At 69.7% G+C, this 14,602-nt stretch carries 12 protein-coding genes; 5 read left to right on the top strand and 7 right to left on the bottom strand.

The features are described 5' to 3' along the window. Positions 1 to 57: 57 nt before the first annotated feature. From BM362_RS05040 to BM362_RS05030, 3 genes are read left to right on the top strand one after another with little or no spacing between them, the layout of a single operon-like run. The gene (locus BM362_RS05040) at positions 58 to 1,860 is read left to right on the top strand and encodes a sensor histidine kinase (RefSeq protein ID WP_067578190.1); all 1,803 of its coding nucleotides are present in this window, start codon (positions 58 to 60) and stop codon (positions 1,858 to 1,860) included. After that, complete coding sequence (locus BM362_RS05035) at positions 1,857 to 2,510, top strand: response regulator (RefSeq protein WP_093572326.1); 654 nt, start codon at positions 1,857 to 1,859, stop codon at positions 2,508 to 2,510. The genes BM362_RS05040 and BM362_RS05035 overlap by 4 nt, the downstream gene beginning before the upstream one ends. Before the next feature lie 30 nt (positions 2,511 to 2,540). Next, positions 2,541 to 3,848 carry an amidohydrolase family protein gene (locus BM362_RS05030; protein ID WP_067578194.1) on the top strand — a complete coding sequence of 436 codons (1,308 nt, stop codon included), beginning with the start codon at positions 2,541 to 2,543 and terminating at the stop codon, positions 3,846 to 3,848. A gap of 2 nt (positions 3,849 to 3,850) precedes the next feature. On the opposite strand, the gene BM362_RS05025 is transcribed toward BM362_RS05030, so the two are convergent. From BM362_RS05025 to BM362_RS05000, 6 genes are all read right to left on the bottom strand, one after another. Further along, positions 3,851 to 4,528, bottom strand: a complete 678-nt coding sequence (locus BM362_RS05025; protein WP_093572325.1) for an SDR family oxidoreductase — start codon at positions 4,526 to 4,528, stop codon at positions 3,851 to 3,853. A 25-nt stretch (positions 4,529 to 4,553) separates the two neighbouring features. Continuing rightward, positions 4,554 to 6,251: an arabinofuranosyltransferase AftB family protein gene (locus BM362_RS05020; RefSeq protein WP_093572324.1), complete on the bottom strand. Its 1,698-nt coding sequence runs from the start codon at positions 6,249 to 6,251 to the stop codon at positions 4,554 to 4,556. Between the two features lie 84 nt (positions 6,252 to 6,335). Further along, positions 6,336 to 7,733, bottom strand: coding sequence for a DUF7850 domain-containing protein (locus BM362_RS05015; protein WP_093572323.1), 1,398 nt, complete (start codon positions 7,731 to 7,733; stop codon positions 6,336 to 6,338). Between the two features lie 54 nt (positions 7,734 to 7,787). After that, positions 7,788 to 9,866: a PhoX family protein gene (locus BM362_RS05010; RefSeq protein ID WP_167545207.1), complete on the bottom strand. Its 2,079-nt coding sequence runs from the start codon at positions 9,864 to 9,866 to the stop codon at positions 7,788 to 7,790. 160 nt (positions 9,867 to 10,026) lie between these two features. Then, complete coding sequence (locus BM362_RS05005) at positions 10,027 to 11,247, bottom strand: MFS transporter (protein WP_093572322.1); 1,221 nt, start codon at positions 11,245 to 11,247, stop codon at positions 10,027 to 10,029. Next, positions 11,244 to 11,729: a MarR family winged helix-turn-helix transcriptional regulator gene (locus tag BM362_RS05000; RefSeq protein ID WP_067578209.1), complete on the bottom strand. Its 486-nt coding sequence runs from the start codon at positions 11,727 to 11,729 to the stop codon at positions 11,244 to 11,246. Before BM362_RS05000 ends, BM362_RS05005 begins: the two co-directional genes overlap by 4 nt. A gap of 85 nt (positions 11,730 to 11,814) precedes the next feature. Here BM362_RS05000 and BM362_RS04995 point away from each other — a divergent pair, with 85 nt between their 5' ends. Together BM362_RS04995 and BM362_RS04990 are read left to right on the top strand one after the other, a co-directional pair. Continuing rightward, positions 11,815 to 12,453: an HAD family hydrolase gene (locus BM362_RS04995; protein ID WP_093572321.1), complete on the top strand. Its 639-nt coding sequence runs from the start codon at positions 11,815 to 11,817 to the stop codon at positions 12,451 to 12,453. 107 nt (positions 12,454 to 12,560) lie between these two features. Continuing rightward, complete coding sequence (locus BM362_RS04990) at positions 12,561 to 13,418, top strand: SAM-dependent methyltransferase (protein WP_093572320.1); 858 nt, start codon at positions 12,561 to 12,563, stop codon at positions 13,416 to 13,418. 70 nt (positions 13,419 to 13,488) lie between these two features. Here the strand turns inward: BM362_RS04990 and BM362_RS04985 are convergent, their stop codons facing one another. Further along, the gene (locus tag BM362_RS04985; RefSeq protein ID WP_067578213.1) at positions 13,489 to 14,577 is read right to left on the bottom strand and encodes an inositol-3-phosphate synthase; all 1,089 of its coding nucleotides are present in this window, start codon (positions 14,575 to 14,577) and stop codon (positions 13,489 to 13,491) included. Positions 14,578 to 14,602 lie beyond the last annotated feature (25 nt).

Here is a 14,602-nt window from a genome sequence, read left to right as displayed (position 1 = left end):
TGGCGACGAACCACGTGGCCAAGGTGCGCGCGGGCGCGGATCATCTACCGTCACGGTGTGCCGCACTCCCCGCCGTCGAAAACGCTTGTCGCGCGGGCGACCGAACTCGCCCGCCGCCTCGACATGTCCGTGCTCGTGTTGCTCGCCGCGCTGGCGTTCGACCTCGTGTTCGTGACCGACGCGGCACTCGACAACGTGGGCCCGCGCTTCGCCGATCTCGGTCTTTTCCCGGGTATTTTCGCGATGGCGGCGTGGGCGTTCTGGGCCCGTAAACGCGCGGCGGTGGCGGGCGTATTCGGCGCGCTGACGCTGATGTTCTGCACCTTCGCCATCCGCTATCTGCACATCCCGACCTACTCCAGCGTGCTGGCGAACCTGACCATCACCGAGGTCGTGGCCGGGGTCGAAATGGTCTACTTCCTCGCCCGCCGGGCCCGGCCCGGGGTCGCTTTCGCGGTGATCAGCGCGCTGGTGATGGGCGCGCTCACCGCGGTGTTCGGCCGCGAATACGACGGCAGGCTCTACGGCAGCGCCATCGCGCAGGCGCTGCTTTTCGGTTTCCTGTTCCTCGTCGCGGCGGTGCTCACCGGCGTGATCGGCCGCCCGCGCCGCGAACGGGATCCGGCGACGGCGGAACGCCTGCGCAGCATGCACCGGTTCACCGAGCTGGTGCGCGGCCAGTGGCCGTTGATCGGCATGCTCGGCATCGGCGTGCTGATCGAATTCGGCTACACCTACGAAAGCGGCAGCCGCGGGTTCCCGCTGCTCGCCTGTTCGATCGGCGCCGCCGCGGTGACCACGCTGTCGCCGCGCCGGCCGCGGGATTCGATCCTCGTGGTGGCCGGGCTTCTCCTGCTGTCCGCGCTCGCGACGCCGTTCCTGCACCCCAGCCACAGCTACCAGCTCCTCGGCGGCATCCCGCCGACGCAGATCGTGGCCGCCTTCGGCGTCGTGGTGAACGTGGTGCGGGCGGTGCCGCTCGCGCGGGCCTGGCCCCGGATCGTGGTGCTGTCCGGCGTGGTCGCGGTCGGCTCGGTGCTGAACTTCAGCCAGTACCGCACCGGGCGGCTGCTCACCGACCCGATCACGCTCGGGATGCTCGCCACCGTCGCGGTCCTGCTGCTCGGCATCGCCATCGCGATCGGCCTCTACCTGCGTTCGCGCGATTCCGAACGCGCGCAGGTGGTGAAATCGGCGGTCACCGACGCACAGACGTCCGAGCGGATGGCGCTGGCCAGGGAGCTGCACGACGTCGTCGCGCACCACGTGACCGGCATCGTCGTGCAGGCGCAGGCCGCGCGGATGATGGGGGAGAAGAACCCGGAGCTGGCGCTGGAGGCGATGGGCCGGATCGAGAACGCGGGCGTCGAGGCGCTCGCCGCGATGCGCCGCCTGGTCCGCAGCATGCGCGGCGACGCACAGGCCGGCTCGGGGGAGTTCAACGAGCAGGCGACCACTGACCTGGCCGCTGACCTGCGCAAACTCGTCGACGCGGGCAATCACGGCATCCCGACGCAACTGCGGCTCGACCTGCCGGCGGACTTGCCGCAGGAGGTCGGCCGGTCCGCGCTGCGGCTGATCCAGGAGTCGCTCACCAACGTCGGCAAGCACGCCTCGGACGCCACCGAGGCGCTCGTGCTGGCCGAGGTCGTCGACGGCGAACTGCACTTGCGGGTGACCGACAACGGCAGCGGGCAGACGCATCGTCCGGCGGGCGGGTCGGGCGGATACGGTCTGGTCGGCATGCGCGAACGCGTCGCGCTGCTGCACGGCAGGCTTTCGGCAGGCCGCGAGCCGAACGGCGGCTGGCGGGTCGAGGCGTGGCTGCCGCTCGAGGCGAACGGGGAGACTGACAGGTGATCCGGGTACTGATCGCGGACGACCAGGAAATGGTGCGGATGGGCTTCCGCATGATCCTGGACGCCCAGGACGACATCGAGGTGGTCGCGGACGTGCCGGACGGGGTCTCCGCGGTCGCCAAGGCGCGCGAACTGCGCCCGGACGTCTGCCTGCTGGACATCCGCATGCCGGGCCTGGACGGGCTTGAAGTCACCCGCCAGCTGGCCGGGCCGGACGTCGCCGACCCGCTGAAGGTCGTCGTGGTCACCACCTTCGATCTCGACGAATACGTGCACACCGCGCTGCGCAACGGCGCGAGCGGCTTCCTGCTCAAGGACGCCGGGCCCGCCCTGCTGATCGAGGCGGTGCGGGCGGCCGATCGCGGCGACGCGCTGGTGTCCCCGCAGATCACCGTGCGGCTGCTGAAGCATTTCGACGGCGGGACCACCACCAAGCGGGAAGCTCCGGCACCGTCGGAGCCGCTGACCGCGCGCGAGCTGGACGTGGTGAAGGCCGCCGCACGCGGGCTCACCAACACCGAGATCGGCGCGGAGCTGTTCCTGTCGCTGTCGACGGTCAAGACGCATTTGGCTTCGGTGCAGGGCAAAGTCGGCGCGCGTAACCGAGTGGAAATCGCAGCTTGGGCCTGGCGTAGCGGCGTAGTGGACTAACCGCTACTGGGACGCCCGTACTATCTCGTTATGTCGCGTCGATTCCATGCCCCGGTTGTTCTGCCCGCCGACCCGTCCTGCTCGCTGCTCCGCGACGCCGTCGTGGATGTCGACGACGAAGGCCGGATTTCCTTCGTCGGACCGGCTTCGACCGCGCCGGAATTCACCGGCGAGCTGACCCGGCTGACCGGAATCCTGTTGCCCGGCTTGGTGAACTCGCACGCGCACAGCCCGATGACGCTGCTGCGCGGCATGGGCGGCGACCTGCCGCTGCTGCGCTGGCTGCGCGAGATCATCTGGCCGACCGAGGCGAAGCTGAAGCCTGCGGACGTGCGCACCGGCATGCTGCTCGGATCGGTCGAAATGCTCCGGCACGGCGTGACGACCAGCGCGGAAATGTATTTCGAGGGCGAGCAGCTGGTCGACGCGGTGCTCACGACCGGCGGCCGGGTGCTCGTCGCGCCGCCGGTGATCGAGCTGCCCGGGCTGGATTGGCGGGAGACGCTGGCGGCGATCGACCGGTGGATCGACGCCGACGGGCTGCGGTTCGGCCCCGGGGAGCGGATCGAGCTGGGTTACGGGCCGCATTCGGCGTACATGCTGAACCCGGACGGGCTGCGAGCGACTGCGGAATCCGCGGCTGCCCGAGGGGCTTTGGTGCAGATCCATATCGCCGAGGCGGCCGCGGAGGATGTCGAGCAGCGCAAGGAGCACGGGTCGGTCCCGAAGCTGCTGGATTCGCTGGGGATGCTCAACGGGCGGACGCTGGCGGCGCACGCGGTGCATTTGTCGGATGAGGACATCGCGATCTTCGCCGCCCGCGGGGTCGGGATGGCGCATTGCCCTGGGTCGAATGCGAAGCTGGCTTCGGGGATCGCGCGGATCAAGGACCTTCGGGCGGCGGGGGTCGCGATCGGCCTCGGCACCGACGGTCCGGCGTCGAACGACGACATCGACCTGTGGGAAGAGCTTCAGCTGACGGCGATGCTGGCTCGGCTGGCCAATGCCGATTCGACCGTGGTGACCGCGAAGGACGTGTTCCTGATGGCGACCCGCGGCGGCGCCGAAGCGCTCGGCCGCCACGATCTCGGCGTGCTGGAGCCGGGGCGCTGGGCTGACCTGGTGCACGTCGACCTCGACGACCCGGCCTTCGCCGCCGGTCTCGACGTGCCGGACGAGCAGTTGCTGGCGAATCTCGTGTGGGCGGCCGGTTCGCGCCGGGTGCGTGAGGTGTGGGTCGCGGGCGAACAGGTCGTCGCCGACGCCGAACCGACGCGGGTCGACCGCCGCGAGATCCAGGCGGCGGTGGCCGACACCGCCGCCCGGCTGCGGGCCTGACCTCAGCGAGGACGGACCTGGATTTCGGTGAAGTGGGCTTCCGGGGTGGCGGTCACCGCGGTCAGCACGGCCGTCGCCACGGAGTCCGGGCGCAGGTATTTGTCGGCTTCGTACTCGCCGCCTTCTTGGACGCGGGCTTCGCGCTGCATGTCGGTGTCGGTGCGGCCGGGGAACACCGAAGTCACGCGCAGGTCCGGTTCTTCCGCGCGGAGTGCGTCGGTGAAGGCTCGGACAGCGAATTTGCTTGCCGCATAAGGTCCCCAGCCCGGGCGGGCGGTGTAACCCGCGCCGGAGTTGATCACCACGACGTGGCCGTTCGCGTTGCGCAGGGCGGGCAGCAGCAGGCGGGTCAGCTCGGCGACCGCGATGACGTTGAGTTCCAGGTTCGTGCGCCAAACCGAGGACGGCGAGTCGGCGACCGTGCCGATCTTGCCGATGCCCGCGGAGTGGACCAGCACGTCAAGGCGGTCGATCTTGCTGGCGGCGGCTTCCAGGGAAGCCGCGTCGGTGAGGTCGACCGGCCATGGCTCGGCACCGGGCAGTTCCTCGGCCACCTTCGCCAGTGCGTCGGTGTCGCGGCCGCCGAGGAGGAGACGGTGCGTCGGGGAGAGCTGGTGCGCGATAGCCGCGCCGATGCCCCGCGAGGCACCGGTGATCAGGGCGAGCGGGAGGTCGGTCATACCGGCCACGGTAGGCGTCCGCAGCTCAGCCGCCAGCCCGGGGAGGTCCCTTCCCGCAGTAAGCCGCGGCCGCCGGGTCGCGCGGGTAGCGGATTTCCGTCCGATGCAGCGCGCCGGTGAAATTGTCGATAAACCGACTCCAGGTGAGCGGTTCACGCGTGGAGGCGAGCACCTCCCGCACGTCCGGGCAGCGCAGCGCCTGGCGAGCGGCGTCGATCTCGGAGGGCTGGAACATCCGGATCTCGCCGTCGGTGGCCAGGTCCCCGCGTCCGGCATCGGCGATCTCCCACGCCGCGACCAGCCACTTCGAGTGTCCGGGACGGCCGCCCGCGATGGCCGACGAGTGTGCGGCCAGGTCGCTTGCCAGGCCGTAGCCGTCGTGGATGCGGACGTCCAGGGACACGATGTTGCTGATCGCGCCCATGCTGTCGGCCGCCATGATCACGTACGGCCGGTCGGTCGGGAAGCGGAACCACTGCTTCACGTCGCCGTAGCTGTAGACGAGCACAGCCGGCTGCTTCGTTTCCCGCACCGCGTCGACGGCGTCGCGGATGACGTCCTGACCGAGGAAATCCGTCGCCAGCACCGGGTGCTCGTGACCGGTCGCCCAGGACCAGTAGCCGCGTTCGTCAGTGACGCTCACCGCGAGATGGGCGCCCTCGTACGGCACGCGCAGCCAGCCGCCCGCGACTGCGGACCACGCGGCGACTCCGGCGGCGAGCGCGACTGTCTTTCGGGTCAGCGGGATCGCCATGACGGGAAGCAACAGCACGAACAACGCGGGCAGCAACATCCGGCCGTGCATGAAATCGCCACCGACGCGCACGACGTACAGCGCGAGCAAGAGTGCGCTCACCAACGAAGCCAGCAGCAGGATGCGCGACTGGCGCACTAGCGCGGCGGCAATCACGAGCAGCAGCAACGGAATCCACAGCACGTACGGGCTGACCAGATCGGCCAGGTACGCGAAGCCGCGCGGCCAGTCGCTGTTGGCCGCCTCCTTGGCGAGCGCGGTGTTCGGCGTGAGCAAACCGTAGTAGCCCATCCGAAACACCTGATATGCCACCGGAATCGCGACTCCCGCACCGAGCCAGCCAAGTGCGGCAGGCCATCGCGGGCGAAGCAGGAGCACTAGGGCGATGAAGCCGACCACGCTGAACAACGCCAGGTCCGGCCGGACGAGCGGGCCCAGCCCGAGCACGATCGCGGTGACGACCGGCGTTGTGCCGCGCACCAGAAGCCACCAGCTCAGTCCGAGCCACAACAGCACCAGGCCGGTTTCCAGCCCGGAAGTCGCGAAGTCGCGGAACGGCGGGAGCGCGCACACGATCAGCGCACCGGCGGGAGCCACTGGTCCGGCGTAGAGCCGACGGGCGCCGTCCAGGCCGAAGAACAGGCCGCCGACGGCACACAGCAGGCCGGCGATCACCGCGATCCATTCGAGCGGCGGTCCGGGAATCGTGCCGAATCCGGCGAGCAGCCAGGTCCACAACGGACTCGTGCTCGCTTCGACGCGTTCGCCGACGTTGAACACCGGACCGTTCCCGGCGAGGATCTGCCGGACGGTGCGGAGCACGAGCAATCCGTCGTCGCTCATCCACCGGCGCTGCCAGGCAAGCACCGTGTACAGCACGAGGACCGCCCCGGTGGCGGCCCACGTCCAGGCCATCGGGCGGCGGTACCACGGGAGCGGGTCGGCGGGCAGGCCGGCGGCCGCTGTCATGATTGGTCCAGACCTCCCCGAGACGTGGTGTGCAGCCACAGTCTCGCATTCGCCGGGCAGCGACGCCGAGCGGTCGCCGCAATGTCAGCGGTCGGACGAGGCGGAGGCGGCCGGCATCGGCGGTCCGCTCGGCGCGGGCGGGACGGCCGGCGCCGGCGGGGCGAGGCCGATGTCCAGGTCCATCCGCTCGCGCTCCTTGCCGCCGAGGGTGAACGGCGAGGTGCAGCCGGTCGCCGGGTCGACCGCCGAGTCCAGACCCGGGGCACCCGCGCCGCGCTCGGTGACGGTGAGGCCGTCCGGCAGCTTGGAGATGTCGAAGCACACCTGGTAGGTGCCGTCCTTGCGCTGGTCGAACAGGTAGCTGCCGTCGGCGTTCGTGCGCGCGGTGGCGACGGTGCCGCCCGCGCCGTCCTTGAGCGTGACCGGCAGCTCCGGGAAGCCGGGTTCGTCGTCGTCCTGCGTGCCGTTGCGGTTCAGGTCTTTCCACGCGCGATCGCCGATCTTGCCGACCGCGGGCTGCGGCGTGACGGTGACCGTCGCGCTCGCCTTCTGCTCGGCGAGCGGGCCGCCCGGACCGGTGCCGGTGACCTTCGCGGTGTTGACGTGCCCGTTGTCGTCCTCGGTGAGGTTCTGATGATCGCAGGTGAGTCCTCGCGACGCGTTGGCGGCGAGGTCGAAGGCTCCGGGAAGCCCGGAGCACCACGGGTCTTTCACGAGCAGTCCGGTGAGCGGCTGGGAGCCGGTGTTGGAGACCGAGACGCGGAAGTGCGCGGTATCGCCGGCCGGGATGGCAGCCGAGGAGCCCCACGTTCCGTCCGCCGGATTCCGCACCTCCATCTTCACCGCGAACGCGGCGAGAACCACGTGCACGCAGTCCCACAGCACCCAGTTGTGGTTGGTGCTGGCGAAAAACGAAACCGCCGAGGTGTCGTCCGGCGCGGTGAACGGCGGCAGTTCCTGCTGCGCGAGCTTGCCGTCGGACGCGACGTCGTGCGTCACCGCGAGCGGTTTCTCCGCCAGCACGCGGCCGGCGCGGTCGGCGAAGCGCAGCCCGGTGGTCGCGCTCGCGTGCGAACCGAGGCCGGACTGCGCCCTACCCGCCCACACCGACAGCGAGTATTGCCCGCCGGGCACCGCTTTCACCTGCTGGGCGGCCGAGCTGACCCGGCCGTCCGGCGTCTGGATCTGGGCGTTGACCTGCCCGTCGACCGCATGCGCAGTGCTGGTGACGAGCTTCGGCATCCGGTCCGGCGGGGTGCCGCGCGGAACCGGCGCGGCAGGGCTGAACAGGTACCCGCTCGGCGGCCCGCCGGGCGAACCGGCATCCTCCACGCTCGGGTTGGCCGCGATGCCGCCGCAATCCGGGACTCCCTCGGCGGGAGCTGATCCGGGAGTGACGACGGCGAGCGCGCCGACCAGCATCGCAGTGCCCGCCGCCGCGCCCGCCGTACGTCCGATCGCGACTCTCCTTGCCCGCTTCACGCGGTGAAGCTAGACCCAGGAGGCCCGATCGTCGGTGAGAAACACCCCAAAGTGTTACCGGTGCCCGATCCGGCCGGGCAGCCCGAAGGCACCCCTCTTCCACACCGACACGATCGCGGGCCGCGGCTGCGAGGCACCGCCGTCCGGCCAGTGCGAGGTCGGGTTTGCCGAACTGGCCGCGTCCTCGCCGGGATGCTGCACCGCGACGAGCACCAGGTTTTCGGTGACGACCGGACCGCACGTCTCGGCGCCGACCGGCACGGACAGGAACTGCTTCACGTGCCCGCGCTCCGGTCCGCTCACCGGGACCGAGAAGAGGCCGTCGTTCGCGCCGAGGGTGTTGCCGTCGGTCGAGATCCACAGGTTGCCGTGCGGGTCGAAGGCTACGTTGTCCGGGCACGAGATCGGGCTGACCTGGTCCTTCGGGAAACCGCCGAAGTAGGTGTCGGCGGTGGCCGGGTCGCCGCAGACGAGCAGCAGCCGCCAGGAGAACCGGGTCGACGCGCTGTCGCCGCGGTCCTCGTCCCATTCGAGAATGTGCCCGTTTTTGTTGCGGGTGCGCGGGTTCGCCTCGTCCGGGCCCGCCTTGCCCGCCGCGCCGCGGTCGGAGTTGTTGGTGAGCGCGGCGTAGATCCGGCCGTTGACCGGGTTCGGCTCGATGTCCTCCGGACGGTCCATTTTGGTCGCCCCGGCGCGGTCGGCGGCGTGGCGGGTGAACACGTAGACCTCCTCCGCGGTGAATCCATCCACAAAGGACTTATCTCCGCTGGCAAGGGGAATCCACTCGCCGGTGCCGTCGAACTCGCCGTCTGCGGGCAGCTTGCCGGAGCCGTCGATCTCGCCGTGGCTGTTGCCGGAGAACTTGGCGACGTACAGGGTCCCCTCGTCCAGCAGCGCCGAGTTGTGCCGCCGGGCGAGCGCGGAATGCCCCTTCTTGTACTTGCCCTTCGAGACGAATTTGTAGATGTACTCGAACCGCTCGTCGTCGCCGGAGTACACCGCGACCCGGCCGTCCGCGGTGATCTTGACGTTCGCCGCCTCGTGCTTGAACCGGCCGAGCGCGGTGTGCTTGACCGGCGTCGAATGCGGGTCGTTCGGATCGATTTCCACGACCCAGCCGAACCGGTTGGGTTCGTTGGGCTCGCGGGAGGCGTCCCAGCGCCGGTCGAACCGCTCCCACTTGCGCGTGCTCTCGCCGGTGCCGATCGCGTACCGCTTGAGCCGCGCGGCTTCGGTCGGGTCGGAAACCTTGTCCGCGTGGGCGAAGTACTGGTGGAAGTTCTCCTCGCCGGACAGCACGGTGCCCCACGGCGTGACGCCGCCGGAGCAGTTGTTCTGCGTGCCGCGCACGCGCTTGCCGGACGGATCGGCCGACGTCTTGAGGTACTTCGAACCGGCCGCCGGACCGCGCACCTCGAAGATCGTGTCGAGCGTGATCCGCCGGTTCAGCGGACTCGGAACAGTGCGCAGCGCGCCGCCGATCGGGTCGCGCAGCGTCTGCAGCACCGACAGTCCGTGCGCCGCCCAGGCGATCTTCACCTGCTCCTCGGTGGGATTGGCCGGGTCGTACTGGTCGGCCGGGAACAGGTGCACCTCGGTGGTGTACTCGTGGTTGACCACCAGCAGATTGCCCACGCCCAGCGGGTCCTGCGGGATCAGGCCGACGAAGTCGTTGTTGTAGCCGAACTGCTTGGCCTGCGCGGCCGCGGTCTGCCTGCGGAAATCGAACTTCGGCGCGCCGGGGACGACCGGGTCGCCCCAGCGGATCACCACGTGCTGGGCGTACCCGTCGGGGATGCTGACGGCGTCGAGTTTGTTCGGCGGCACCGGGGTGAAGTCGGTGCCGGGCACGGCGCGGCCTTTCGCCAGCGGGGCCGGGGGAGCCGGGGGAGCCGCGGCAGCGGTGCCGGACAGCGCGGCGAACCCGCCCGCGGCTGCCGCCATCACCGCACCCGCCTTGAACACGCCGCGCCGCGAGACGCCCTTGGCGATGTCGCCGAAGTATTCGTTGCCGGTCGGGTTCGGGGCCTCGTGCGCGCACGCGTTGCCACAGCGGTATTCGCAGGTGATCGGTGACCGGCCGCCGGAATGCGCGGTGAACAAGGGCAGCAGTCGTCCGGGCTCCAGGGACACGGGGCCTCCAGGGTCGCTTCTCGGTGGGAACCCGGCGACCGTATGCGGCGAAAACCCCCTTAATCAGACCAAAAGGTTAACGGCGAATGTATTCACGCAAAGACGGCGATCGCCCCCGAACAGACAGTCCGGGGGCGATCGCCGAATGTGGTCGGCCAGCTCAGAACTCCTCGTCGCCGACGAGCGCGGCCTCCTTCGGCACAGTGTGCGGGTCGGCCTTCTTCTCGCGCTGCGACAGCAGCACAGCGGCGATCACGCAGAGCACGGCGGCGACCAGGAACGGGCCCTGCTCCCAGCCCATCCACTCGGCGATGTGGCCGACGAGCGTGGCCGCGACCGCGCCGCCGAACCAGCGGCAGAAGTTGTACCCGGCGCTCGCGACCGGCCGCGGCGCGTCGCTGATCGACATCGCGGTCCCGGTGAAGAGCGTGTTCAGCAGCCCGGAAACCAGCCCGGACACGATGATCCCGACGACCACCACCGGCTTGCTCGGAATGGCGAGCACCAGCATCAGCACTGTGTAACCGGTCACCGCCAGCGCGGCCGCGTGCCGTTCGCCGAAACGGGCGGCCATCTTCGGCGCGAGGACCACGCCGGCGATCGCCACGCACAGGCCCCAGCCGCAGAAGATCAGGCCGACCGCGATGGCGTTCCAGCCGAGCACGAACGGGGACCAGGCGAGCACGGCGAAGAAAGCGGCGGTGTAGAGCGCCGAGGCGATCGACGTCCGGAGCAGACCGGGGTGCTTGAGCGCGCGGATCGGGTCGAGCAGCTTGATCGGTTCGCGTTTCTCGGCCGAGTCGCTCTTCAGGAAGATCGAGCACAACACCAGCGCGGCGACCATCAGCACGGCGGTGCCGAGGAACGGACCGCGCCACGAGATCGTGCCCAGCAGCGCGCCGAGCAGCGGCCCGACGGCGAGTCCCACGCCGAGCGCGGCCTCGTAAAGCAGGATCGCACCGGATTGGCCGCCGGTCGCCGCGCCGACGATCACCGACAGCGCGGTGGCGATGAAGAAAGCGTTGCCCAGCCCCCACACCGCACGCAGGCCGACGAGCTGTTCGATCGAACCCGCCGCGGCGCACAGCGCGGTCGCGGCAACGATCAGGGTCAGCCCGACCAGCACGGTCCGCTTGGCCCCGAACCGGGCGGACATCGCGCCGGTGAAGAGCATCGCGATCACCTGCACGCCGAGATACGACGTGAACAGCAGTGTGACCTGCGACGGCGAAGCGTTCAGCCCCTTGGCGATGGACAGCAGGATCGGGTCGACGAGACCGATGCCCATGAACGCGATGACCGCGGCGAACGCGGTGATCCACACCTGTTTGGGCTGGCCCTTGACCGCGTCCAGCAGGCTCGAGTGGTGCTCAGCGCTCATCGCGGATCAGTTCCTCCTTCGGACATAACAGCGAGTTCCGCGGCGGGGTCGTCACGGTGGAAGTCGGCGATCAGCTTGGTGAGCGCGGGAAGCGCGGCGTCGATGGCGGCGCGCTCGTCCGGGTCGAGACGGTCGAGCCGCGCCCGCAGCTCCGCCTCCCGGCCCGCGATCATCTCGGCGTAGAACCGCTCGCCTTCCGGCGTGGCTTCCACGAGCACGGCGCGCCCGTCGTCGGGGTCGGGACGGCGGGTCACCATGCCGAGCCGTTCGAGCCTGCGCACGACGTCGGTCATCGACGGCATCCGCACGCGCTCAAGACGGGAAAGCCGGTTCATCCGGCTCGGGCCCCGGCCGACCAGCTCCGACAGCACCGACCCCTGAGTCAGGGTCAGCAGCTGCGCGGTTTCGCGGCGCACCAGGTAGTACAGCCGGAACACCACCGGCCGCAGCCGATGCGCCAGATCGCCCTTCGAGGAAGTCACTTAGCTAGGCTAACAAAAATTAGTTAGGGTGGCGAAGTAATTCGGCTCACAAGGTGGTCCAGTCCAAGACCCCTAGGCTGGACCAGTGGATGCGGTGATCTTCGACCTCGACGGCGTACTGGTGGATTCCGAGACGACGTGGGACGAGGTGCGCCGCGCCGTGGTCGCCGAGCACGGCGGGGCCTGGCGGCCCGAGGCGACCCGCGCCCAGCAGGGGATGAGCACGCCGGAATGGGCGAACTACCTGGTGGAAACCCTGGGCGCACGGCTCACCCCGGACGAGATCGCGAGCAAAGTGGTCGGCGAGATGGCCGCCCGCTACGCCGACCGTCCGCCGGTGATCGACGGCGCGGACCAGGTCGTCCGCGAGATCTCCCGGCACTGGCCGGTCGCGATCGCCAGTTCGTCGCCGCCGGTGCTGATCCACTCGTTCCTGACCGCGTGCGACCTGACGTCGCTGGTCCCGGTCGCGGTGTCGAGCGAGGAGGTGGCAGCGGGCAAGCCGGCGCCGGACGTCTACTTGCGCGCGGCGATGCTGCTGAACGTCGAAGCGTCCCGCTGCGCCGCGGTGGAAGACTCGACCAACGGCCTGCGCGCGGCGTTCGCGGCGGATATGACGGTGTTCGCGGTGCCGAACCCGCACTTCCCGCCGGACCCGGCGGTGCTGCGGGACGCCACCGTGCTGCCGAATCTGGCCGCATTGCCCGCCGCACTCAGTGAGTGACGCAGCCCACAGCGGCAAATAACCCCAAATCGGTCGCAGCCGGTATCCGTGCGGTCGCACAGTGCCATCCTGAACGCTTGCCAACGATATCGGCGCAAGGGGTGGAAATGGCTGCACCGGAACAGGATTGGGACATCGTCAGCAGCGTCGGACTGACCGCGCTCGGGGTGGCGGCGGGCCGGGCGATCGCGACCGTGTCCCCGGATCCGCTCATCGAAGACCGGTTCGCCGCGGAGTTCGTCCGCGCCGCGAATCCGCCCCGGCCGATGCCGGTCGAACCGGTCGACGACCCGCTCTGGACGGCCATGGCCGAGTACCTCGCGGTGCGGTCCCGGTTCTTCGACGAGGTGGTCACCGGCACGGACGCGCCGCAGGTCGTGATCCTCGCGGCCGGGCTCGACGCACGCGCCTTCCGGCTGGACCTCTCCGGCCGCGACGTCTTCGAAGTGGACCAGCCGCGAGTGCTCGAGTTCAAACAGGACGTCCTGGAGGGACTCGGCGCGGCCCCGCGCTGCCGCCGTCATCCGATCGGAGCCGACCTGCGCGAGGACTGGCCAGCCGCCTTGGAAAACGCCGGGTTCGACCGCACGCGGCCGTCAGTGTGGATCGCCGAAGGGCTGCTGCCGTATCTGCCCGCGCGGGCGGAGGAACTGCTGTTCGACCTCGTGCACGCCCGTTGCGTAGCGGGCAGCCGGATCAGGATCGAGCACATGCCCGATCTCGGCGGAGCCGAATTGCGCGACGCTCTTCAGGCCGCGGACGCCGAACAGCGGTTCGGCCTGGACATGAACGACCTGGTCTCGACCGAGCCGCGCCGAAACCCGGTCGACTGGCTGGCCGGACAGGGCTGGAAGACAACGGTGAACCGCTCGGGCGAACTCGCCGCCCGGTACGGCAAACAGCTGTCCGACCCGTTCGGCGACCTGATGACGAAAACCGAACTGGTCTCCGCCGACCTGCCCTGAACAGCCGTGCGGGGAATCCTGAGGGACTCGGCGTCCCCCAGGATTCCCCGCACGGACAGTGGAGCTGGGCTCAGCGCTCCAGTTCGCCGCGGATGAAGGCGTCGACCGAGTCGCGCGCGGTCGAGTCGTCGTACTGCTCCGGCGGCGACTTCATGAAGTAGGACGAAGCGGACAGGATCGGGCCGCCGATGCCGCGGTCCTTGGCGATCTTCGCCGCGCGCACCGCGTCGATGATGATGCCCGCCGAGTTGGGGGAGTCCCACACCTCGAGCTTGTACTCCAGGTTCAGCGGCACGTCGCCGAACGCGCGGCCCTCAAGGCGGACGTAGGCCCACTTGCGGTCGTCGAGCCACTGCACGTAGTCCGACGGTCCGATGTGGACATTGCCCTTGCCGAGCTCGCGGTCCACCTGCGAGGTGACCGACTGGGTCTTCGAGATCTTCTTCGACTCGAGCCGCTCCAGCTCCTTCATGTTCAGGAAGTCCATGTTCCCGCCCACGTTGAGCTGCATCGTGCGGTCGAGCTGCACGCCGCGGTCCTCGAACAGCTTCGCCAGCACGCGGTGCGTGATGGTGGCGCCGACCTGGGACTTGATGTCGTCGCCGACGATCGGGACGCCCGCGTCCTCGAACTTCTTCGCCCACTCCGGGTCGGAGGCGATGAACACCGGCAGCGCGTTGACGAACGCGACATTCGCGTCGATCGCGGCTTGGGCGTAGAACTTGTCGGCTTCTTCGGACCCGACGGGAAGGTAGGACACGAGCACGTCGACCTGCGCGTCGCGCAGCGCGCCGACCAGGTCGACTGGAGCCTCGTCGGACTCCTCGATGGTCTCGCGGTAGAAGCGGCCGAGGCCGTCGTAGGTGTGCCCGCGCTGGACGGTGACGCCGAGCGGCGGCACGTCGGCGATCTTGATCGTGTTGTTCTCGCTGGCGGAGATCGCCTCCGAGAGGTCCCGGCCGACCTTCTTCGCGTCGACGTCGAACGCGGCGACGAACTCGATGTCGCGCACGTGGTAGTCGCCGAACTGGACGTGCATCAAACCGGGGACGCGCGTACCGGGATCCGCGTCACGGTAGTACTGCACACCCTGGACCAGCGACGAGGCGCAGTTGCCGACGCCCACGATGGCCACCCGAACGCGGCGGTTCTCGCCCATGCCGGTTTCTCCTTCAATCTCATTC

The sequence above is a fragment of the Amycolatopsis rubida genome (assembly GCF_900115345.1).
Taxonomy (GTDB): Bacteria; Actinomycetota; Actinomycetes; order Mycobacteriales; family Pseudonocardiaceae; genus Amycolatopsis; species Amycolatopsis rubida.
This window is presented reverse-complemented; position numbering and strand designations above follow the sequence as displayed.